The following is an 18,827-nucleotide window of genomic DNA, read 5'->3' as shown; positions in this document are numbered from 1 at the left end:
CCTCACTTCGATATTCCGGCCGACCGCGCGCGGTCGCCGCCGAAATAGCTCCTGAGCCAGGGATGCGTCTGGCGCAGCATGTCCGCCATCGTTCCCGTCGCGATCACCTTGCCGTCGGCGAGCGCTGCGATCCGGTCACAGATTCGCGCCAGGCTATCGAGATCATGGGTGACCATATACACGGTCAGGCCCAAAGTGTCCCGTAACGTCTTGATCAGCGCGTCGAACTCGCCGGCGCCGATCGGGTCGAGGCCGGAGGTCGGCTCGTCGAGGAAGACGATTTCCGGATCGAGCGCCAGCGCACGCGCGAGCGCCGCCCGCTTGATCATGCCGCCCGACAGTTCGGAGGGGTATTTGTCGGCGGCGTCGGGCCGCAGCCCGACGAGGGCGATCTTCAGCCGCGCGATCTCGTCCATCAGCGGCTCGGACAGCTTGAGATATTCGCGCAGCGGCACCTGGATGTTCTGCTTCACGGTCAGCGACGAGAACAGCGCACCGTGCTGGAACAGCACGCCCCAGCGCCGCTCGATCGCCTTGCGTTCGAGCGCCGAGGCGTCGTCGAGATCCTCGCCGAACACCGCGATCCGGCCACGCCGCTTCGGCACGAGGCCGATGATGCAGCGCGTCAGCACCGACTTGCCGGTGCCCGACCCGCCGACCACCCCCAGCACCTCGCCGCGCTGCACGTCGAGATCGAGCCCGTTGATGATCAGGCGCTCGCCGAAGCCGACGGCAAGGTCCCTGACCGAGATGATCGGGTCCTGGATCATGCTCACTGGTCGATCGCCGCAAAGAACATGGCGAAGACCGCGTCCATGACGATCACCAGGAAGATGGCCTTCACCACCGAGGCCGTGGTCTGGCGCCCGAGGCTCTCGGCCGAGCCTTCGACCCTCAGGCCCTCGACGCAGGCGACGAGGCCGATGATCAGCGCCATGAAGGGCGCCTTGACGAGGCCGATCCAGACGTGGCGGCGGCCGACCTCCTCCTGCATGCGGCTGAAGAACAGCTCCATCGGCAACTGGCCATAGAGCTGGGACACGATCGCCCCGCCCATCAGCGCCGAGAGGTCGCCGATCGCGACCAGCAGCGGCAGGCCGATGATCAGCGCGATCAGCCTTGGCAGCACCAGCACCTCGATCGGATTGAGGCCCATGACCCTGAGGGCGTCGATCTCCTCGCGCATCTTCATCGAGCCGAGCTCGGCGGTGAAGGCCGAGCCGGTGCGGCCGGCGACCATGATCGAGACGATCAGCACGCCGATCTCGCGCATGGTGAGAATCGCGACGAGGTCGACGACATAGGTATCGGCGCCGAACCGGGCGAAGAAGAACAGGCCCTGCTGGGCGATGATCGCGCCGATGACGAAGGTGATCAGCATCATGATCGGCACGGCGCGGAAGGCGATATGGTCGAGCTGGGTGACGACCGCCGGCAGGCGGAAACGTCCCTGCCCCGTGGCCAGCTTGCCCGTGGCGGTGACGACCTCGCCGAGGAACGACAGGAGCGCGACGAGGTCGTCGCGGGCGCTGAGCGTCTGCTCGCCGACCTTGCGCAGCCCCTGGATCAGCGCGGGCGCCGGCGGTGGCGGCGGTTCGACCGGCGCCGAGAGGCCCTCGCTGACCTCGCCATAGATGACATTGGCCGCTTCGGTCAGGCCGGATCGCTCGACCGGCACGCCCTTGTCGCGAAAATTCTGCTCGATGCTCCAGGCGAGCGTGCCGCCGAGCGTATCCAGCCGCTTCAGCCCGGAAAAATCGACGAGGACGGAGGCCGGCGCGCCGCTGCTCGCCAGCAATTGCCGCGTCTCCTGCTCCAGCACGCCGGCATTCTCGCCGGTCCATGCACCGACGAGCGCCACCTTGAGCACATTGCCCTCGACCCGGCTGGAGAGGCTGGCATCCACTGCTGGCGATGCGGCTGGCACGGCTCTGATCTGCCCGGTTCCCGACTGATTGCGGCGCATGCGCGCGGACGTCTTGGCACACGCGCCACTCCTCTCCATAAAGGAGGCGCCGGGTTCCGTCGAGGCGCCCTGCCCGTCTCCCACCCGCTGCGGATCCCGTCATGGAAATTGCCAAGCCCTACCTTCTGTTCCTGGGGGACGTCCCGGACCAGCTCGCCGCCAAGACCGCCCAGGGCATCGTCGACTGGCGGCGCGACTGGTGCGTCGGCCAGCTGCGACTCGAGGGCTGCAAGGCCGATACCGGCCTGCCCGACGCAACCATCGCGGAGGCGGTGAAGGCCGGCGCCAAGACGCTCGTCGTCGGCGTGGTCAATGCCGGCGGCGTGCTGGCGCCGCACTGGATCGACACCATCGTCGCCGCCATCGAGGCGGGCATGGACGTCGCCACCGGCCTGCACACCCGGCTCGCCGACACGCCGAAGATCGCCGCGGCCGCCAAGAAGCACGGTGCTCAGCTGTTCGACGTGCGCCATCCCCAGCAGACCTTCCCCACCGGCAAGGGCCGGCTGCGCAGCGGCAAGCGGCTGCTGATGGTCGGTACCGACTGCTCGGTCGGCAAGAAATACAGCGCGCTCGCCCTTGAGAAGGGCATGCGCGACCGCGGCTTCGACGCCGATTTCCGCGCCACCGGCCAGACCGGCATCTTCATTTCCGGCCGCGGCGTCGCGGTCGACGCGGTCGTCGCCGACTTCATTGCCGGCGCCGCCGAGTGGCTGACGCCCGATGCGGACCCACTGCACTGGGACGTGGTCGAGGGCCAGGGCTCGCTGTTCCATCCCTCCTTCGCCGGCGTGACGCTCGGTCTCCTGCACGGGGCCCAGCCCGACGCCTTCGTCGTCTGCCATGAGCCGACCCGGCGCACCATGCGCGGCGTCGACACGCCACTCCCCTCGATCGGCGAAGTCATCGACATGACGGTCGCGCTCGGCCGGCTGACCAATCCGGCGATCACCTGTGTCGGCCTGTCGATCAATACCGAACATCTCGACGACGATGCCGCCTTCACCGTGCTCGACCGGCTGGCGCGCGAATACGAGCTGCCCGCGACCGACCCGATGCGTTTCGGCGTCGAGCCGCTGGTCGATGCCATTGCCGAGCTCTACGGCGAGCCCGAGCCGAAACCGAAGCCGCGCTCCACCGCCCGCCGCGCGCGCTGAGAACAAGGACCCGTCATGGCTTCGCGCGACCTCGTCGTTTCCACCGAACGCTGGCCGATCGCCGGCACCTTCACCATCTCGCGCGGCTCGCGGACCGAAGCCGTCGTGGTGGTCTGCGAGATCCGCCAGGGGTCGGCGGTCGGGCGCGGCGAATGCGTGCCCTATCCGCGCTACGGCGAGACTGTCGATGGCGTCGCCGCGGAGATCGAGGCCATGATCGATCCGATCGACAACGGCCTCGACCGGCAGGGCCTGATCGCAGCCATGAAGCCCGGCGCGGCGCGCAACGCCATCGACTGCGCGCTGTGGGACCTCGAGGCCAAGCTCGCCGGCAAGCGCGCCTGGGAGTTGGCCGGCATCGCGGCGCCGAAGCCGCTGACGACGGTCTATACGATCTCGCTCGGCTCCCCCGAGGAAATGGCGCAGTCGGCCGCCCATTGCGGCCGCAGCCACCTGAAGATCAAGCTCGGCGGCGAGGGTGACGCCGACCGGCTGGCGGCGATCCGCGCGGCCGTGCCGGAGGCGACCCTGGTGATCGATGCCAACGAGGCCTGGACGCCGGCCAATCTCGCCGCGAACCTCGCGGTCTGCGAGCGCTTCCGTATCGCCATGGTGGAGCAGCCGCTGCCGGCGGCCGAGGACGGCGCGCTCGCCGGCATCCGCCGGCCCATTCCGATCTGCGCCGACGAAAGCGTGCACGACCGCACGACGCTGTCGTCGCTGTCGGGCAAATACGACGCGATCAACATCAAGCTCGACAAGACCGGCGGGCTGACCGAGGCGCTGCTTCTTGCCGACGACGCCGCCCGGCTCGGCTTCAAGATCATGACCGGCTGCATGGTCGGCACCTCGCTGTCGATGGCGCCGGCAACCCTGGTGGCGCAGCGCGCCTTCCTGGTCGACCTCGACGGCCCGCTCCTGCTGCGCGAGGACCGGCCGGAGGGCCTGCGGTACGACGGTGCGACCGTCTATCCGCCCGCCCCGTCCCTGTGGGGCTGAAACACCGGCCGGTGCACCGGCACCGGCAGTGACCGCGCGATCAGCGTGAGGGCCAGGCCGGCGAGGCACAGCATGGCCATGGCGAAATAGGCGCCGGCTCCGACCCGCGCATAGAAATAGCCGGCGAGCAGGGTCGAGCCAGCCATGGTCGCGCCCATCGCGATCGAGACCGTGCCCTGCCCGCTCGCCCGCGCATGGGGCGGCAGGCGGTCGGCGAGATAAGCCATGGTGCCGAGATGGACGAGGCCGAAGCCACCGCCATGCAGCACCTGCAGCGGCGCGAGAATGGCCAGCGGCGGATCGACCGCCATCACGGCCCATCTGGCGATGCTCGAGACGGCGCCGATGATCAGGTAGCTGGTCGGGCGCCAGCCGCGGGTGAACCGGCCTGCCACCCAGAAGATGACGATCTCCGCGCCCACCGCGACCGCCCAGAGCAGGCCGACCGTGGCGGCGGAATAGCCCAGATGCTCCTTCCAGTGGATCGATGAGAACGTGTAGTAGACGGCGTGGCTCGACTGGAGCGCCGCCGCCGCGATCATCACCAGCACGAAGCGCCGGTTGAAATAGCCCGGCCCTCTCGGCCCGGAGGACGGCTCGCGCCGGTCCTTGACGAGGCCGATGCTTGCCAGCAGCAGCGGCCCGAAGCTGAGGCAGAGCATCCAGACGATGCTGGTCGGCGCCAGCATGGTCAGCAGCACGCCGCCGGCGACATTGGCGCCCATGAAGGCGACCGACCCCCACACCCGGATGCGGCCGTAGTCGAGCGAACGCTTGGCGACCCCGGCGAGGCCATAGGCATCCGAGAGCGGCATCATCGGCGCCCAGACGAAATGGGCGACGAGCACCGCGAGCAGGATCAGCACGAAGCCCGACGCCAGGCCAACGCCGATATAGGCGACCGTCGTGGCGGCGGCGCAGATGACCACGGCCGTCGACAGCACGCCGGCCCGGTCGGCCAGCGTCGTGATCAGCGGCGTCGCCACGAGGCGCACCATCAGGGCCGAGGCGAGCACCATGCTGACCTCGCCGTCGGTCAGCCCCTTGGCGCGCAGCCAGACCGGAAAGAACGGTTGATGGATCCCGAATCCGACGAACAAAGCTGCGTAGAACAGCGCCAGGCGGGTCGCAAATAGCTTCGAATCGTCGGATTTTGCTTGCGGCACGGCTCGCACTAAGATTTCGCAGGAGATTCGCGGGTCGAGCCTTCTTTCTAGACTGCCCAGCCCTGTCCCGCGAGAGCGCAATCGGCATGAGTGACGAGACCGTGACACAACCCGTCAGGCTCGACGACTACGACGTCATCGAAGCGGCAGTGATGGAGACCGCGCGGGGCCGCTGGTTCCTGGCCGAGCACGCGCGCCGCCAGCGCGCCGCCGACACGGCCGTGGTGCTGACCGCTCTTGCCCGGATCGAGGCGATGGTCGAGGCGCCGCGGACGGCGCCCGAACTCGACCGCATCCGCCTCGACATCAGGGAAATGGCGCGCGCCATCGCCCGCACCAAGGCCGAGATCGCCGCGATCAAGCCCGAAGGCGGCGATATCGGCCGGTTCGAGGAAGCCTCCGTCGAGCTCGACGCCATCGTCCAGGCCACCGAGGCGGCGACGTCGGACATTCTCGGCGCGGCGGAGACGATCCAGGAAATTGCCTGGACGCTGCGCGAGATGGGCACCGAGGGCGAGGTCTGCGACCTCATCGACACCAAGGCGACCGACATCTACACGGCCTGTTCGTTCCAGGACGTCACCGGCCAGCGCACCCGAAAGGTCATCGGTGTCCTGCGCTTCCTGGAAGACCGCATCGATTCGATGATGAACATCTGGGGTGAAGCGCACGAAGCCGGCGACAGTCCGCCCGCGGCCGTTCCGCGGCCGCGCGAGCCCTCGCTGCAGAACGGCCCGGCGCGGCCGGGCGAAGGGCTCGCGCAGGACGACGTCGACCTGATGATGAACGACGCGCTGTTCGACGCGCCGAAGCTGCCTCCACCCGCGCCCGCGGCGGCGATCGAGATCCCGGTCACGGCCCGCGCGACCGCGGCGGCCGCCCTGTCGACCGACGAGCGGCCGATGGCGCCGATGCCGCCGCCGGCGCGCATGGCCGGCAGCCCGCCGCCGGACCTGCCCAGCATCGAGGATATCGAGAAGCTCAGCTTCGTCGAAAAGGTCGCGCTGATGAGCTGAGGCCGGCCAGCGAGGCCGGCCTTGCTCCAGCGTCACGCCACCAGGCGCGCGAACAGGGCGGGATCGACATTGCCGCCGGAAACGACGGCTGCGACCACCTGGCCGCGCACGTCGAGCCGGCCGGACAGAAGCGCGGCCAGCGGCACGGCGCCCGAGGGCTCGACCACCAGCTTGAGCTCACGGAAGGCGAAACCGACGGCGCGCTTCACCTCGTCCTCCGACACGGTGACGCCGCCGGCCACATGCGGCTGGTTGACGGCGAAGGTGAGCTCTCCCGGCGTCTGGGCGAGCAGGCCGTCGCAGAGCGAACCGCCGAGCTTGCTGTTGGCGACCCGGCGACCGGCCTCGAACGAGCGCGCGTGATCGTCGAAATCTTCCGGCTCGACACTGTAGAGCCTGGCCTTGGGCGCCCGTTCGTGCACGGCCAGGGCGACGCCGGCGAGCAGCCCGCCGCCCGAGCAGCAGACCAGCACCGTGTCGGGCGACAGCCCCTGGGCCGCGAGATCCTCGACGATCTCGCGGCCGACCGTGCCCTGGCCGGCCATGATGTGGAAATCGTCATAGGGCGGCACCAGCGTCGCCCCGCGCTCGTCGGCGATCTGCCTGGCGATCGCCGCCCGGTCGTCCTTCTCGCGGTCGTAGAGCACGATCTCGGCGCCGGCGGCGGCGGTCCTTTCGCGCTTCAGGGTCGGGCTGTCCTTGGGCATGACGATGACCGCGGGCATGCCGATGAGTTGGGCGGCGGTCGCAACCCCCTGTGCGTGATTGCCGGAGGACATGGCGACGACCCCCGCCTTGCGCTCGGCATCGTTGAGCCGGGCAAGCCGGTTGTAGGCGCCGCGGAACTTGAACGAGCCGGTGCGCTGCAGCGGCTCGGCCTTCAGGAAGACCCGCGCGCCGGTGAGCGCGTCGAGCTCGGGCAGGCTGAGCAGCGGCGTCCGCCGCGCGACGGGCGCGATCAGGCGGGCGGCTTCGGCAACATCGCTGGCGGTCGGCAGCGCGGCGGCGGTGGGGGCGGGCATGGCGGCTCTCCGGATGGCTTTGCACCATATGGCGGGGGCAGTGCGGCAACTGCAAGGCCTGGCGCGATTGTCCCCGAAGTTCGGCGCGCTCGCCATTCCCTCGCGATCAGGCTAAGAGCAGCGCCGCGGAGGATCCACGTGCAGCAACCCGACCCGATGCCGATATCCGGGCGCGACGGCGCCGATCCGGCCACGCGGGCCATGCATGTCCTGATCCTGATGAGCCGCACCGGCGGCGGCCATCTGGCGAGCGCGCGGGCGCTGGAAGCCGAGTTCCGGCGCCAGGCCCCGGCGACCCGCGTGACAACAGTCGATCTCCTCGTCGACCATCTGGCCTTCCCGTTCAACCGGCTGCCACAGACCTACGACACCCTGGTCAACCGGGCACCGCGCCTGTGGCGGGCCCTGTGGCAGGCAACGACGCGCCAGACCGTCGGCGGCGCGTCCTCGAGCCTGGTCCGGCTGATGTCGCGGCCCCGGATCGCGCGGCTGATCCGTACCGTGAACCCCGATCTCGTCGTGTCGGTGCATCCCCTCGTCAACGACCTCGTGATCCCCATTCTCGCCCGCACGGCACCCGGCACGCCCTACGTCACCGTCGTCACCGATCTCGGCGGCATTCACCCGACCTGGCTTCATCGCGCCAGCAGCGCGATCTACCTGCCCACCGGCGAAGCCCTGGAGCTCGCCGCGGGCCGGGGCCTGCCGCGCGAGCGGCTGCATGCCCTGGGCCTGCCGGTCCGCGCCGAATTCGCGCATGACGCTCCCGACCGGGCGGCGGCGCGCGCGGGTTTCGGCCTCGCTCCGGACCGGCCTGTCGTCCTCGTCATGGGCGGCGGCGGCGGCATCGGCCCGATCGAGGCGATCGTTGCGGCCACCGCCGATGCGGTCGCGGCGGCCGGGGCGGCGGGCAAGGCCCAGATCGCCGTCATCGCCGCCAAGAACGAGGGCCTGCGCGCGCGGCTCGCCGCCGGCTCCTGGCCGGTGCCGGTCGTCCCGCTCGGTTTCGTCGAGCGCATGGCCGACCTGATGCATGCAAGCGACCTGCTGGTCACCAAGGCCGGCCCCGGCACCATCGCAGAAGCTTCGATCTGCGGCCTGCCCATGCTGATCTTCGGGTTCATTCCTGGTCAGGAGGAAGCCAATGTCGATCATGTGGTGCGGGCCGGCGCGGGCCTGTTCGAGCCGGATCCGACGCGGCTGGGCGCACGCGCGGCCGCCCTTCTGACCCGCGACGGCAGCCGCCTCGCGGCAATGGCGGAGCGGGCCCGCAGCCTCGGGCGGCCGCTGGCCACGCGCGATATCGTCGCCTCGATCCTGGCCCATCATGGCCCGTCCCGGGAGGCCGGGGATCGCTAGGCAACCGGGCTCAGCGCAAGGCGCCGATGCGATGACGGGCTTGCACGGCCGCTCAAGACCCGCTCAACATCCGCGCGAACGACATCGAGCCTGGGAGGCACTATCGTGAAACTGGTACGCTTCGGAGCCGCGGGTAAGGAAAAGCCTGGCCTGGTCGATCCCGAGGGCAAGATCCGCGACCTTTCGGAGGTGGTTTCCGATATTGCGGGCGAAGCCCTGTCGAAGAAGGGCCTTGCCAAGATCGCCAAGGCCGACTGGCAGAAGCTGCCGGTCGTGACGGGCAATCCGCGCATCGGCGCCTGCGTCGGCAAGGTCGGCAATTTCATCGCCGTCGGCCTCAACTATGCCGATCACGCGGCCGAGACCGGCGCGGCCATCCCGACCGAGCCGATCCTGTTCAACAAGGCGCCGTCCTGCATCGTCGGCCCCGACGACGACGTGATGCTGCCCAAGGGCTCGGACAAGACCGACTGGGAGGTCGAGCTCGCCATCGTCATCGGCGAGCGCGCGCGCTATGTCGACAAGGCCGATGCGCTGAGCGTCGTCGCCGGCTTCTGCATCTGCAACGACGTCTCCGAGCGCTCCTATCAGATCGAGCGCGGCGGCCAGTGGATGAAGGGCAAGGGCTGCGAGACCTTCGGCCCGCTCGGCCCCTGGCTGGTCACGGTCGATGAGATCGCCGACGTGCAGAAGCTCGGCATGTGGCTGGACGTCAACGGCGAGCGCATGCAGACCGGCTCGACCAAGACCATGATCTTCGACGTCAAGACCATCGTCTCCTACGTCTCGGAATTCATGGTGCTGGAACCGGGCGACGTCATCACCACCGGCACGCCGCCGGGCGTCGGCCTCGGCATGAAGCCGCCGAAATTCCTCAAGGCCGGCGACATCATGACGCTCGGCATCGAGGGCCTCGGCCAGCAGACCCAGAAGGTCGTCGCCTGGCGCTGAGCCGCAGCGACCGCCTCCGGATCCGAAGAACCCCGGCCACGAGCCGGGGTTTTCATGTCGGCCGCAGGGCTTCGACCGGATTCGGCGCATGAAGCGCTTCATGTGGATTCGAACCTGCAGGAAGCGCCGGCAACCGCCTGATATTGCAGGCCAATGATGAATGGTAGCGGGAGCGCGGGTCGAACTGCCGACCTCACTCCATCACGGCCGCCTTCAGGATGCACACCATCGTGGCATGGGCGGTCACCGTGCCGGCATTGCGGATGACGTGCCGGCCGTCGCAGCGATAGCGCACGCTCTCGCCGGCCTTGACCGTCTCGACGCGGTCGGCGACCTCGACGAGGAGCTCGCCCGACAGCACCGATAGGCTCTCGACGGAACCGCGCTGGTGGCCCTCGCTTTCCAGCACGCCGCCCGGATCGCAGTGGAAGTCGTACCACTGCAGCCACTCGACCGTCTTGATCCAGCCGGTGATCGCCAGCCGGCACTTGCCGTCGTCGGAGACGAGCAGCGGCGTGTCGCCGCGCGACAGCTTTTCCAGGAACGGCTCTTCGGTCGCGGTGGCCAGCACCCGCTCGATCGAGACGTCGAGAGCCTGGCTGAGGCGCCAGATGGTGGCGAGCGTCGGATTGGTCTCGTTGCGCTCGATCTGGCTGATGATCGATTTGGCGACCCCGGACTGCTCGGAGAGTTCCGACAGCGAGAGATTATAGGCCTTGCGCAGGCGCTGGACCGTGCGGCCGAGATTGCCCGAGAGCACATGGGCGCCTGCGTCCAGCTCGGTTTTTTTCGGATCGCGATCGGCCATGGGATTCGTTTGCAGCTCGTTCCGGTCGTTGCGCCGAACGATCGTTCGGCAAAAAGTACCCTAGGGATATCCTCGCTGCGGTGCAAGATGCGATGGCCGGGTGGCCGCGTCAGGCGGCCGCATCCCCCGTCCGGCGCGGCAGGCCGAGGGTCAGGACCGCGGCGAGCACGAGGCCGATGCCGGCCACCTGCAGCGAGCCGATCGTCTCGCCGAGCACGGCGACGGCGAGCAGCACGGCAGTCACCGGCGCCAGCGCGGTGAAGAGCGATGCCTCCACGCCGCTCACGCGGGCGGCCCCGGCATACCAGGCCAGGAACCCGCCGACCGTCGGCACCAGGCCGTAGTAGACGATGGCGAGAACGGCACCCGGCGTCGCGGCGGGCCAGGCCGCCGACCCGCCGACGGCAGCCTCCGCCACGGCGGCCAGCCCCGACAGGACGAGGCCGATGCCGGTCAGCCAGGTCGACAGGACGAGCGGCGGGATGGCGACGCGCATGCGCTTGTTGAGCAGGATGAACAGGCCCTCGCCGACCACCGCGGCGAAGACCAGCGCATTGCCGACGAGCGAATGCATGCCGCCGCCCGTCGGCACGGTGATGGCGAGCACGCCGACGGCGGCGAGCGCCACGGCGAAGACGAGCCGGCGGTCGGGCCGCTCGCCGAGCACGATGACCGAGATGGCGGCGGCGACGATCGGCAAGGTGCCGGTGACGACGCCGGCATCGGCCGCCGATGTCAGCCGCAGGCCGAGGATCAGCAGCACGGTGTAGCCGACGCTGCCGGCCGCGGACTGGAGCACCATGATGGCCCAGTCGCGCGCTTCGAGCTTCGGCCGCGCCGCACCGGCTAGCCGCATGAGCACGACGAAGACCGGCAGCGCCACGGCGAAGCGCAGCGCGGTCGCGGCGAAGGGCGGCATGCCCGCCGCGATCACCTTGCTCGCCACCACGGTACTGCCGACCGTGACCATGGCGAGCGTCAGATAGAAATAGCCTTGGAGCCTCTGCGACATGGCCTGCCTTTCCGTCTCGTCGCGGGCAGAAGCGCCGAAATGGCCCTCGGCGTCTTGAACGCAATTGCAGGCCCGTCAGCCAAGCGCGGCCGCATAACGCCCCGGCGACAGGCCGAAGGTGCGGACGAAGAGGCGCGTCATATGGCTCTGGTCGGCGAAGCCGCTGGCCGCCGCCGCCTCGGCGAGACCCGTGCCGGCCGCGATCAGCCGGCGGGCCAGGGCAATGCGCTGCTGCATGAGATAGGCATGCGGCGTCAGCCCGGTCGCCCGCACGAAGCCCCTCAGCACCTGGAAGCGGCTGAGGCCGGCCGCGCGGGCGAGCGCCGCAAGCGTCACCGTCCGGGCCGGCGCATCGTCGATCAGGCTGCGGGCCCGGTCGATCGGCGCGGCCGTGCCGCGCGGCGCGGTCGCTTCCGGCGCGGCGAGAAGCCCTGCCGCCAGCTCCAGCATCAGCTCGTCCCGGGCGAGCATCTCGACCGCGTCGGTCGTCATGGCGGCATAGAGCCGGCCGAACAGGACCGCCATGCCCGGATGGCTGAAGGCGGGGCTGGCGAACTCGGCGGCAGCCGGCCTCGCCACGTCGCGGACGGCGGCGGCGATCACCGGCGGGTCGAAATAGAGCATGCGCCAGGTCCGCCCGGCCTCGCCGAGCGGCTCGCCGTCATGGACCTCGCCGGGGTTGACCGTGATCAGGTCGCCCGCCCCGGCTTCGACCGTGCCGCGGCCGCTGAGCGAACGCTGGGCGCCGGCGAGGATGACGCCGACGCCGAACTGGTCGTGCCAATGTTTGGGAAAGGCATGGCGGCTCGTCGCCTCGACGGCCATGACGCCCGGCACCACGCAGCGCCTGATCCGGAACTCGCCCCTCGCCAATTGCCCTCGCCTCCCGCCGGTCGGCCTCGCACGCCGTGCCGCAGCCTTGCAGCCCCGAACAGACGAATGCAAGGGCGGAGCCGCGCCTGCGACCGCCCCGGTCAGGAGCGCGACGAGACGGCTCCGTCCGGTGCCGGTCCGGCAGCCGCCGGGGCCCGCCGGCGGAACGACCAGCCGAGCGTCATGCCGGCGGCGGCGACGAGGATGGCCGCGCCGCCCGCGATCTGCAGCGGCGCGAGGCGCTGGCCGAAGGCGAACACATCGACCAGCACCGCGACGAGCGGATAGATGAAGGACAGGGCGCCGGCCAGGTTGGTGGGCAGCTTCTGGATCGCGCCGTAGAGCAGCACGAAGACGATGCCGGTATGGACCGCGCCGAGCGTTGCCAGCGCCGCCCAGGAGCTGAGGCTCGCCGGCGGCCGGCCGAGATCGGCAAGGGGCAGCAGCAGCGCGGCGCCGACCGCGACCTGGATCAGCGTGATCAGGTGCGGCGCGACGCCCTTGAGCCGTTTGGCGACGAAGGCCGCCAGCGCATAGAAGAAGGCCGCGCCGAGCGCGAGCGCGATGCCGGTGAGATAGTTGCCGCCGGCGCTGCCGCCCGCGCGCGCTTCGGCGACCGCCAGTACGCCGGCGAAGGCGATGCCGAGCCAGGCGAACTGGCTCGCCGTCGGCCGCTCGCCGAGGAACAGCATGCCGAGGCCGACCAGCATGAAGGGCTGGGTGTTGTAGACCGCGGTCGCGATCGAAATCGAGGCATGCGGATAGGCCGCGAACAAGAGGAGCCAGTTGGCGACGATCGCCATGCCGCCGAGCGCGGCAAATCCCACCTGGCGCCAGGTCAGGCTGTGGCGCCTCAGCAGCCCCATGGCTGCGCAGCCGAAAGCCAGGGCCGCCGTGCCGAACAGGCAACGCCAGAACACCACGTCGGTCACCGGACGGCCGGACACGACCACGAACCAGCCGATCGTGCCGGACAGCGCCATGGCCGTCGTCATCTCGGCAATTCCCCGGTTTCTGTCGGTCATTGGCGGCGCTCTCGCGAGAATGCCGGCAAGAATAGGCATGACCGCAGGCACGTGATATGATCAAAGGAAAGCCAATGGCGCCTTTGGCCTTCAAATTGAAGGCTGGCGCCGCGAAAGGCCTTCCACAATGATCGACGACATCGACAGGCGCATCGTCGATATCCTGGTGGACGATGCGCGCATCTCGCTGAAGGATCTCGCCGCCCGCGTGCAGCTCTCGGCGCCGAGCGTGTCGGACCGGCTGCGACGCCTGGAGGACCGCGGTGTGATCCGCGCCTTCACCGTCGACATCGACCCGCGCGCGCTCGGCTACATGCTGCAGGCGATCGTCCGGATCCGGCCGCTGCCCGGCCAGCTGCATGTCGTCGAGAAGCTGATCCAGGACATTCCCGCCTTCACCGAATGCGACAAGGTGACGGGCGACGACTGCTTCATCGCGCGCCTCCACCTGCGCACGATCGACGAGCTCGATCCGATCCTGGAGCGCATCGTCGAGAAGGCCGAAACCAACACCGCGATCGTCAAGATGCAGCCGATCCGGCGTCGCCTGCCGCCGCTCTAGCCGGCGCCGGCCCGATTTTCTGCGCCGCCCTGTCGAAATCGGCCCCGGCCGCCCGACAGTGTGTTGCCCGCCGCCGTGGCGGGTCGATCAGAGGACGAGCGACATGCAATATCTCCTGATGCTCTATGCCGACGAGGCCGCGGGCGCGGCGATTCCGCCGGAGCGGATGCGCGGCTATATGGGCCAGATGACCGCCTATGCCGAAGCCTTGAGGAAGGCCGGCGCCTTCGTCGCGACCCAGGCGCTGACGCCGACGACGAAAGGCTGCACCATCCGCCTGGAGGACGGCGAGCTGAAGGTCCATGATGGCCCCTACGCCGAGACCCGAGAGCAGTTCGGCGGCTATTTCATCATCGAGGCGCGCGACATGGACGCGGCGCGCCAATGGGCGGCGCGCTGCCCCGCGGCCACCTGGGGCAGCATCGAGATCCGCCAGATCGCGGTCTATGATTGCACATGAGCGGCAGCGGCGATGAATCGAACCCTGATGCGGCGGCCCGGCGCGCGGTCGAGCGGGCCGCGCGCGAGAGCTATGGCCGGCTCGTCGCCTTTCTGGCAGCGCGGACGCGCGATGTCGCCGGCGCCGAGGACGCGCTTGCCGACGCCTTCGCGGCGGCGCTGCAGCAATGGCCGGAGAACGGCGTTCCGGACAATCCCGACGCGTGGCTGCTGACGGTGGCGCGCCGGCGCAGCACCGATGCCTTGCGGCGGCGTGCGACCGGCCTTGCCCATGCGCGGGATGTCAGGCTGATCGCCGAGGAACTCGATGCCGCCAGCGCGCTGTCGGACGACATTCCCGACCGGCGCCTTGCCCTGATGTTCGCATGCGCCCATCCGGCGATCGAGCCGGGCATCCGCACGCCGCTGATCCTGCAGACCATTCTCGGCCTGACCGCCGCGGAGATCGCCTCGGCCTTCCTGGTGCCGCCGGCCACGATGGGCCAGCGGCTGGTCAGGGCCAAGGCACGCCTCAAGGATGCCGGCATTGCCTTCGACGTGCCCGAGAGCCGGGAGCTGCCCGAGCGGCTCGATGCCGTGCTCGCGGCCGTCTATGCCGCCTATACGAAGGGCTGGGCGGATACCGGCGACGCCGCGGCCTCGCAGCTCGCCGACGAGGCGATCTGGCTCGGCCGGGTCATCGTTGCGCTGATGCCCGACGAGCCCGAGGCCAAGGGCATGCTCGCCCTGATGCTGCACACCGAAGCCCGGCGCGCGGCGCGGCGCGATGCCGACGGCGCCTATGTGCCGCTGGAAGAGCAGGACACGCGGCTCTGGAACCTCGCCATGATCGACCAGGCCGAGGCGCTGCTCTCGGCGGCAAGCGCCTCCGGCCCGAGCGGCCGGTGCCAGATCGAGGCGGCCATCCAGTCGGCCCATGCGGCACGACGCCTGGCCGGCGCGGCGACCTGGCCAGCCATCGTCGCGCTTTATGACATTCTCGGCGAGATCGCGCCCTCGCCCGTGGTCGCGCTCAACCGCGCCGTGGCTCTCGGCGAGCGCGACGGCCCAGCCGCAGCGCTCGCCGCGCTCGACCTTGCCGGCGCCGATCCCCGGCTTGCCGGCTACCAGCCCTATTGGGCGGCCCGCGCCCACCTTTGCGCCCGCGCCGGCCGTTCGGCCGAGGCGGCGGAGGCCTTCACGCTGGCCATCGGACTGACCGCCGACCCGGCCGTCAGGCGCTATCTGCAGCGTCGGCAGGCGCAGGTGGCGGGCACGGCCTGACATCCGCGCCCTTCGGCCTCATGGCCGTTTCGGGATCTCCAGGCCGCGCTGCACCGCCGGCCGCGCCAGCCCGCGCTCGAGCCAGCCCGGGACCTGCTTGAGCTTGTCGTATTCGACGATGTCGCGCGCGCCGTAGAAGCCGATCAGGTTGCGCACCCAGCCGAACAGGGAAATGTCGGCGATCGAATAGTCGTCGCCCATGATCCACTGCCGGCCTTCGAGCCGGGTCTCGAGCACGCCCAGCAGGCGCTTCGACTCGTCGCGATAGCGCGCCAGCGGCCGTTTGTCCTCGATTTCGCGGCCGGCGAATTTGAAGAAATAGCCGACCTGGCCGAACATCGGGCCGACCGCCGCCATCTGGAAGAACACCCACTGGATGGTTTCGTAGCGCCGCGCCGGATCGGCCGGCAGCAGCTTGCCGGTCTTCTCGGCGAGATAGAGCAGAATGGCGCCCGACTCGAACAGGCCGATCGGCTTGCCGCCAGGGCCGTCGGGATCGATGATTGCAGGGATCTTGCCGTTCGGATTGAGCGACAGGAATTCCGGCCCCCAGGTCTCGTTCTTGCCGATATCGATGAGATGCGGCTCATAGGGCAGGCCGATCTCCTCCAGCATGATGGACACCTTGACGCCGTTCGGCGTCGGCAGCGAATAGAGCTGCAGCCGGTCGGGATGGCTCGCCGGCCAGCGGCGGGTAATCGGGAAGACGGAGAGATCGGTCATCGGGAAGATCCTTGGCAAGGGCGCGGTGACGATAGCGCGCTCGGCATGGCATGCAATCAAAGGCGCGTGACATGTGTGCCTTGACCCACTATCCAATATAAGAGAATAGTGTCTCTTATATTGGAGACCGTGATGACCGGACCGATCGACCGCCCCGAAGATCGAGCGGCGCGCCGATGGACCTGATTCACGTCGGTGCCGCCCTCCTCAGCGCGCTGCTCCATGCCGGCTGGAACGCCGCTGTCAAGGCGAGCCGCGAGCCGTCCCGGGCCATGACCGCGCAGATGCTGATCGGAGCCGTTCTGGTGGTGCCGGGCCTTGCCGTCACCGGCCTGCCGGCCCGCGCGTCCTGGCCCTGGCTCGTCGGCTCGACCCTGATCAATGTCGTGACGGTGCGCGCGCTGCTGCGCGCCTATGCGTTCGGCGGCTTCGGCATCGTCTATCCCATGGTGCGGGCCCTGGCCGTGCTCATGGTCGTGCCCCTGGCGGCGGCGATCGCCGGCGACCGCATCGGCTCCTACGCCCTCGCCGGCGTGATCGTCATCATCCTCTCGCTCGCCGCGCTCGCCTATGACGCGACGCGCGGCAAGGCCCTGAGCCCCAAGGCGCTCGGCTGGACGCTCGCCGCGGGCCTTGGCACCGCGGCCTATGTGCTGTGCGACGCGCAGGGCGTGCGCGCGGCCGGCTCGCCCGTCGCCTACGGCTTTGCCGTCTCGGTCGCCAATGCCGCGGCGATGTGCTGGCACCAGCGCCATGTCGGTGCTCCCTGGCGCCAGCTCGACGGCCAGTGGCTGGTCGCCGCACCCGCCGCCCTCGCCTCGATGGCCTCCTACCTGCTCATCCTCTGGGTGTGGAGCAACGCGCCGATCGCCGCGGCATCGGCCCTGCGCGACACCAGCGCTGTCTTCGCGATCCTGATCGCGGTCATCTGGCTGAAGGAGCCGTTCACGCCGACCCGTGTCATTGCCGTGCTGCTGGCCGCCGCGGCGGTGCCCCTGCTGCGGCTCGGATGAGCCCCGGGCGGTGCCCGCATGGCCGGGCCGGACGATTCACGCTAGAGTCCGGTTCCGGACGCCTGCTTCGGCTCGATCGCCACGCGGCATCGACGATCGACATGGCGGCGGCCCCTTTGGTGTTTCATCGACAGGACAGTACGGCATGACGCGTCAGGCACAGGACACCCCGGCTTCGATCGACCCGAAAAAACTCGACCGGCTCGCCGAGGTCGCGGTCAGGATCGGCTTGCAGCTCGCTCCCGGCCAGGACCTGTTCATGACCGCGCCGGTCGCGGCCCTGCCGCTGGTGCGCCGCATCGCCGAACATGCCTACCGGGCCGGCGCCGGCCTGGTCACGCCGATCCTCTCCGACGAGCAGGTGACCTTGGCGCGGTACCGTTACGGCGCCGATGCGAGCTTCGACCGTGCCGCCGGCTGGCTGCATGAGGGTGCGGCCAAGGCCTTCGCCGCCAACACCGCCCGGCTCGCCGTCGTCGGCGACAATCCCATGCTGCTCGCCGGCGAGGATCCGGCCAAGGTCGCGCGCGCCAACAAGGCCAATTCCCTCGCCTATCAGCCGGCGCTGGAGCGCATCGTCAATTTCGACATCAACTGGAACATCGTCGCCTATCCCGGCGCGGCCTGGGCGGCCCAGGTCTTCCCGGGCGAGCCGGAGGACGTGGCGGTCGGCAAGCTGGCCGAGGCGATCTTCGCCGCCTCGCGCGTCGATACCGACGATCCCGTCGGCGCCTGGACCGCGCACAACACCAATCTCGGCAGGCGCACCGCCTGGCTGAACGGCCATCGTTTCCAGGCCCTGCATTTCTCCGGCCCGGGCACCGATCTCACGGTCGGGCTCGCCGACGGCCATGAATGGCAGGGCGGCGCGTCCAAGGCCAAGAACGGCATCGTCTGCAACCCGAACATCCCGACCGAGGAGGTGTTCACCACCCCGCACGCCCGGCGCGTCGAGGGCCGCGTCCGCAGCACCAAGCCGCTGTCCTATCAGGGCACGCTGATCGACAATATCGAGGTCAGGTTCGAGGCCGGCCGGATCGTCGAGGCCAGCGCCAGCCGCGGCAGCGAGGTGCTCGGCAAGGTGCTCGACAGCGACGAGGGCGCACGCCGCCTCGGCGAGGTGGCGCTGGTGCCCCATTCCTCGCCGATCTCGAAGAGCGGGCTCCTGTTCTTCAACACGCTGTTCGACGAGAACGCCGCCTGCCACATCGCGCTCGGCCAGTGCTATTCGAAATGTTTCGTCGACGGCGCCAGTCTGACGCCCGACCAGATCGCCGCCCAGGGCGGCAACAAGAGCCTCATCCACATCGACTGGATGATCGGCTCGGGCGAGATCGACATCGACGGCCTCACCGCCGACGGCGGCCGCGTGCCGGTGTTCCGCAAGGGCGAATGGGCCTGAGGCCCCGCCCTTTCCGCAAGCCTTCGACGCCCGCGCCATGGCGGCGCGGGC

At 69.7% G+C, this 18,827-nt stretch carries 19 protein-coding genes; 10 read left to right on the top strand and 9 right to left on the bottom strand.

All coding sequences use genetic code 11. The annotated features are described in order from the left end of the window. Positions 1-2 precede the first annotated feature (2 nt). Together OZ671_RS14800 and OZ671_RS14795 are read right to left on the bottom strand one after the other, a co-directional pair. Complete coding sequence (locus OZ671_RS14800) at positions 3-770, bottom strand: ABC transporter ATP-binding protein (RefSeq protein ID WP_268861532.1); 768 nt, start codon at positions 768-770, stop codon at positions 3-5. A gap of 2 nt (positions 771-772) precedes the next feature. Beyond that, the gene (locus tag OZ671_RS14795) at positions 773-1,906 is read right to left on the bottom strand and encodes an ABC transporter permease (RefSeq protein ID WP_268861456.1); all 1,134 of its coding nucleotides are present in this window, start codon (positions 1,904-1,906) and stop codon (positions 773-775) included. Between the two features lie 161 nt (positions 1,907-2,067). Between OZ671_RS14795 and dgcN the strand changes: the two genes are divergently transcribed. Further along, a complete protein-coding gene (dgcN, locus tag OZ671_RS14790; protein ID WP_103168724.1) occupies positions 2,068-3,123 on the top strand; it encodes an N-acetyltransferase DgcN in 1,056 nt (351 codons plus the stop codon). Between the two features lie 15 nt (positions 3,124-3,138). Continuing rightward, a complete protein-coding gene (gene dgcA / locus OZ671_RS14785; RefSeq protein ID WP_268861455.1) occupies positions 3,139-4,122 on the top strand; it encodes an N-acetyl-D-Glu racemase DgcA in 984 nt (327 codons plus the stop codon). Here the strand turns inward: dgcA and OZ671_RS14780 are convergent. Further along, the gene (locus tag OZ671_RS14780; RefSeq protein ID WP_268861454.1) at positions 4,092-5,288 is read right to left on the bottom strand and encodes an MFS transporter; all 1,197 of its coding nucleotides are present in this window, start codon (positions 5,286-5,288) and stop codon (positions 4,092-4,094) included. The two genes, dgcA and OZ671_RS14780, sit on opposite strands and share 31 nt — an antisense overlap. A gap of 86 nt (positions 5,289-5,374) precedes the next feature. Here OZ671_RS14780 and OZ671_RS14775 point away from each other — a divergent pair, with 86 nt between their 5' ends. Then, positions 5,375-6,304 (top strand): hypothetical protein, encoded by a 930-nt coding sequence (locus tag OZ671_RS14775; RefSeq protein ID WP_268861453.1) that lies wholly within the window; start codon positions 5,375-5,377, stop codon positions 6,302-6,304. Positions 6,305-6,336: 32 nt separating this feature from the next. Here the strand turns inward: OZ671_RS14775 and OZ671_RS14770 are convergent, their stop codons facing one another. Further along, positions 6,337-7,326 (bottom strand): threonine ammonia-lyase, encoded by a 990-nt coding sequence (locus OZ671_RS14770; RefSeq protein ID WP_268861452.1) that lies wholly within the window; start codon positions 7,324-7,326, stop codon positions 6,337-6,339. 138 nt (positions 7,327-7,464) lie between these two features. Between OZ671_RS14770 and OZ671_RS14765 the strand changes: the two genes are divergently transcribed. Together OZ671_RS14765 and OZ671_RS14760 are read left to right on the top strand one after the other, a co-directional pair. Beyond that, on the top strand, positions 7,465-8,685 hold the full coding sequence (locus tag OZ671_RS14765; protein WP_268861451.1) for an MGDG synthase family glycosyltransferase: 1,221 nt from the start codon (positions 7,465-7,467) through the stop codon (positions 8,683-8,685). 105 nt (positions 8,686-8,790) lie between these two features. After that, on the top strand, positions 8,791-9,636 hold the full coding sequence (locus OZ671_RS14760) for a fumarylacetoacetate hydrolase family protein (RefSeq protein WP_268861450.1): 846 nt from the start codon (positions 8,791-8,793) through the stop codon (positions 9,634-9,636). A gap of 193 nt (positions 9,637-9,829) precedes the next feature. Here the strand turns inward: OZ671_RS14760 and OZ671_RS14755 are convergent, their stop codons facing one another. The 4 genes from OZ671_RS14755 to OZ671_RS14740 form a co-directional block, all read right to left on the bottom strand. Continuing rightward, entirely contained in the window at positions 9,830-10,444 is a 615-nt protein-coding gene (locus tag OZ671_RS14755; RefSeq protein ID WP_038306525.1) for a helix-turn-helix domain-containing protein, read from the bottom strand. Positions 10,445-10,553: 109 nt separating this feature from the next. Beyond that, entirely contained in the window at positions 10,554-11,456 is a 903-nt protein-coding gene (locus tag OZ671_RS14750) for a DMT family transporter (protein WP_268861449.1), read from the bottom strand. Positions 11,457-11,531: 75 nt separating this feature from the next. Continuing rightward, entirely contained in the window at positions 11,532-12,329 is a 798-nt protein-coding gene (locus OZ671_RS14745) for an AraC family transcriptional regulator (protein ID WP_268861448.1), read from the bottom strand. Between the two features lie 101 nt (positions 12,330-12,430). Then, complete coding sequence (locus OZ671_RS14740; protein WP_268861447.1) at positions 12,431-13,354, bottom strand: DMT family transporter; 924 nt, start codon at positions 13,352-13,354, stop codon at positions 12,431-12,433. 127 nt (positions 13,355-13,481) lie between these two features. Here OZ671_RS14740 and OZ671_RS14735 point away from each other — a divergent pair, with 127 nt between their 5' ends. From OZ671_RS14735 to OZ671_RS14725, 3 genes are all read left to right on the top strand, one after another. After that, the gene (locus tag OZ671_RS14735; RefSeq protein WP_268861446.1) at positions 13,482-13,916 is read left to right on the top strand and encodes an Lrp/AsnC family transcriptional regulator; all 435 of its coding nucleotides are present in this window, start codon (positions 13,482-13,484) and stop codon (positions 13,914-13,916) included. Positions 13,917-14,019: 103 nt separating this feature from the next. Next, positions 14,020-14,376, top strand: coding sequence for a YciI family protein (locus OZ671_RS14730; protein WP_038306539.1), 357 nt, complete (start codon positions 14,020-14,022; stop codon positions 14,374-14,376). After that, positions 14,373-15,638, top strand: coding sequence for an RNA polymerase sigma factor (locus OZ671_RS14725; RefSeq protein WP_268861445.1), 1,266 nt, complete (start codon positions 14,373-14,375; stop codon positions 15,636-15,638). Before OZ671_RS14730 ends, OZ671_RS14725 begins: the two co-directional genes overlap by 4 nt. Positions 15,639-15,656: 18 nt before the next feature. Here the strand turns inward: OZ671_RS14725 and OZ671_RS14720 are convergent, their stop codons facing one another. After that, positions 15,657-16,361: a glutathione S-transferase N-terminal domain-containing protein gene (locus OZ671_RS14720; RefSeq protein WP_268861444.1), complete on the bottom strand. Its 705-nt coding sequence runs from the start codon at positions 16,359-16,361 to the stop codon at positions 15,657-15,659. 176 nt (positions 16,362-16,537) lie between these two features. On the opposite strand from OZ671_RS14720, the gene OZ671_RS14715 reads away from it, so the two are divergent. After that, the gene (locus tag OZ671_RS14715) at positions 16,538-17,374 is read left to right on the top strand and encodes an EamA family transporter (protein ID WP_268861443.1); all 837 of its coding nucleotides are present in this window, start codon (positions 16,538-16,540) and stop codon (positions 17,372-17,374) included. A 145-nt stretch (positions 17,375-17,519) separates the two neighbouring features. Further along, a complete protein-coding gene (locus tag OZ671_RS14710; protein WP_268861442.1) occupies positions 17,520-18,776 on the top strand; it encodes an aminopeptidase in 1,257 nt (418 codons plus the stop codon). Positions 18,777-18,827 lie beyond the last annotated feature (51 nt).

Origin of the sequence: Phreatobacter sp. AB_2022a, assembly GCF_026847585.1 — a bacterium.
GTDB lineage: Bacteria > Pseudomonadota > Alphaproteobacteria > Rhizobiales > Phreatobacteraceae > Phreatobacter.
This window is presented reverse-complemented; position numbering and strand designations above follow the sequence as displayed.

Excerpts from the sequence above, each read along its gene's own strand:
- OZ671_RS14775 (WP_268861453.1), top strand. The coding sequence starts at position 5,375 with ATGAGTGACGAGACCGTGACACAACCCGTCAGGCTCGACGACTACGAC.
- OZ671_RS14735 (WP_268861446.1), top strand. The coding sequence starts at position 13,482 with ATGATCGACGACATCGACAGGCGCATCGTCGATATCCTGGTGGACGAT.
- OZ671_RS14720 (WP_268861444.1), bottom strand. The coding sequence starts at position 16,361 with ATGACCGATCTCTCCGTCTTCCCGATTACCCGCCGCTGGCCGGCGAGC.
- OZ671_RS14730 (WP_038306539.1), top strand. The coding sequence starts at position 14,020 with ATGCAATATCTCCTGATGCTCTATGCCGACGAGGCCGCGGGCGCGGCG.
- OZ671_RS14770 (WP_268861452.1), bottom strand. The coding sequence starts at position 7,326 with ATGCCCGCCCCCACCGCCGCCGCGCTGCCGACCGCCAGCGATGTTGCC.
- dgcA (WP_268861455.1), top strand. The coding sequence starts at position 3,139 with ATGGCTTCGCGCGACCTCGTCGTTTCCACCGAACGCTGGCCGATCGCC.
- OZ671_RS14725 (WP_268861445.1), top strand. The coding sequence starts at position 14,373 with ATGAGCGGCAGCGGCGATGAATCGAACCCTGATGCGGCGGCCCGGCGC.
- dgcN (WP_103168724.1), top strand. The coding sequence starts at position 2,068 with ATGGAAATTGCCAAGCCCTACCTTCTGTTCCTGGGGGACGTCCCGGAC.
- OZ671_RS14740 (WP_268861447.1), bottom strand. The coding sequence starts at position 13,354 with ATGACCGACAGAAACCGGGGAATTGCCGAGATGACGACGGCCATGGCG.
- OZ671_RS14800 (WP_268861532.1), bottom strand. The coding sequence starts at position 770 with ATGATCCAGGACCCGATCATCTCGGTCAGGGACCTTGCCGTCGGCTTC.
- OZ671_RS14750 (WP_268861449.1), bottom strand. The coding sequence starts at position 11,456 with ATGTCGCAGAGGCTCCAAGGCTATTTCTATCTGACGCTCGCCATGGTC.
- OZ671_RS14755 (WP_038306525.1), bottom strand. The coding sequence starts at position 10,444 with ATGGCCGATCGCGATCCGAAAAAAACCGAGCTGGACGCAGGCGCCCAT.
- OZ671_RS14710 (WP_268861442.1), top strand. The coding sequence starts at position 17,520 with ATGACGCGTCAGGCACAGGACACCCCGGCTTCGATCGACCCGAAAAAA.
- OZ671_RS14715 (WP_268861443.1), top strand. The coding sequence starts at position 16,538 with ATGGACCTGATTCACGTCGGTGCCGCCCTCCTCAGCGCGCTGCTCCAT.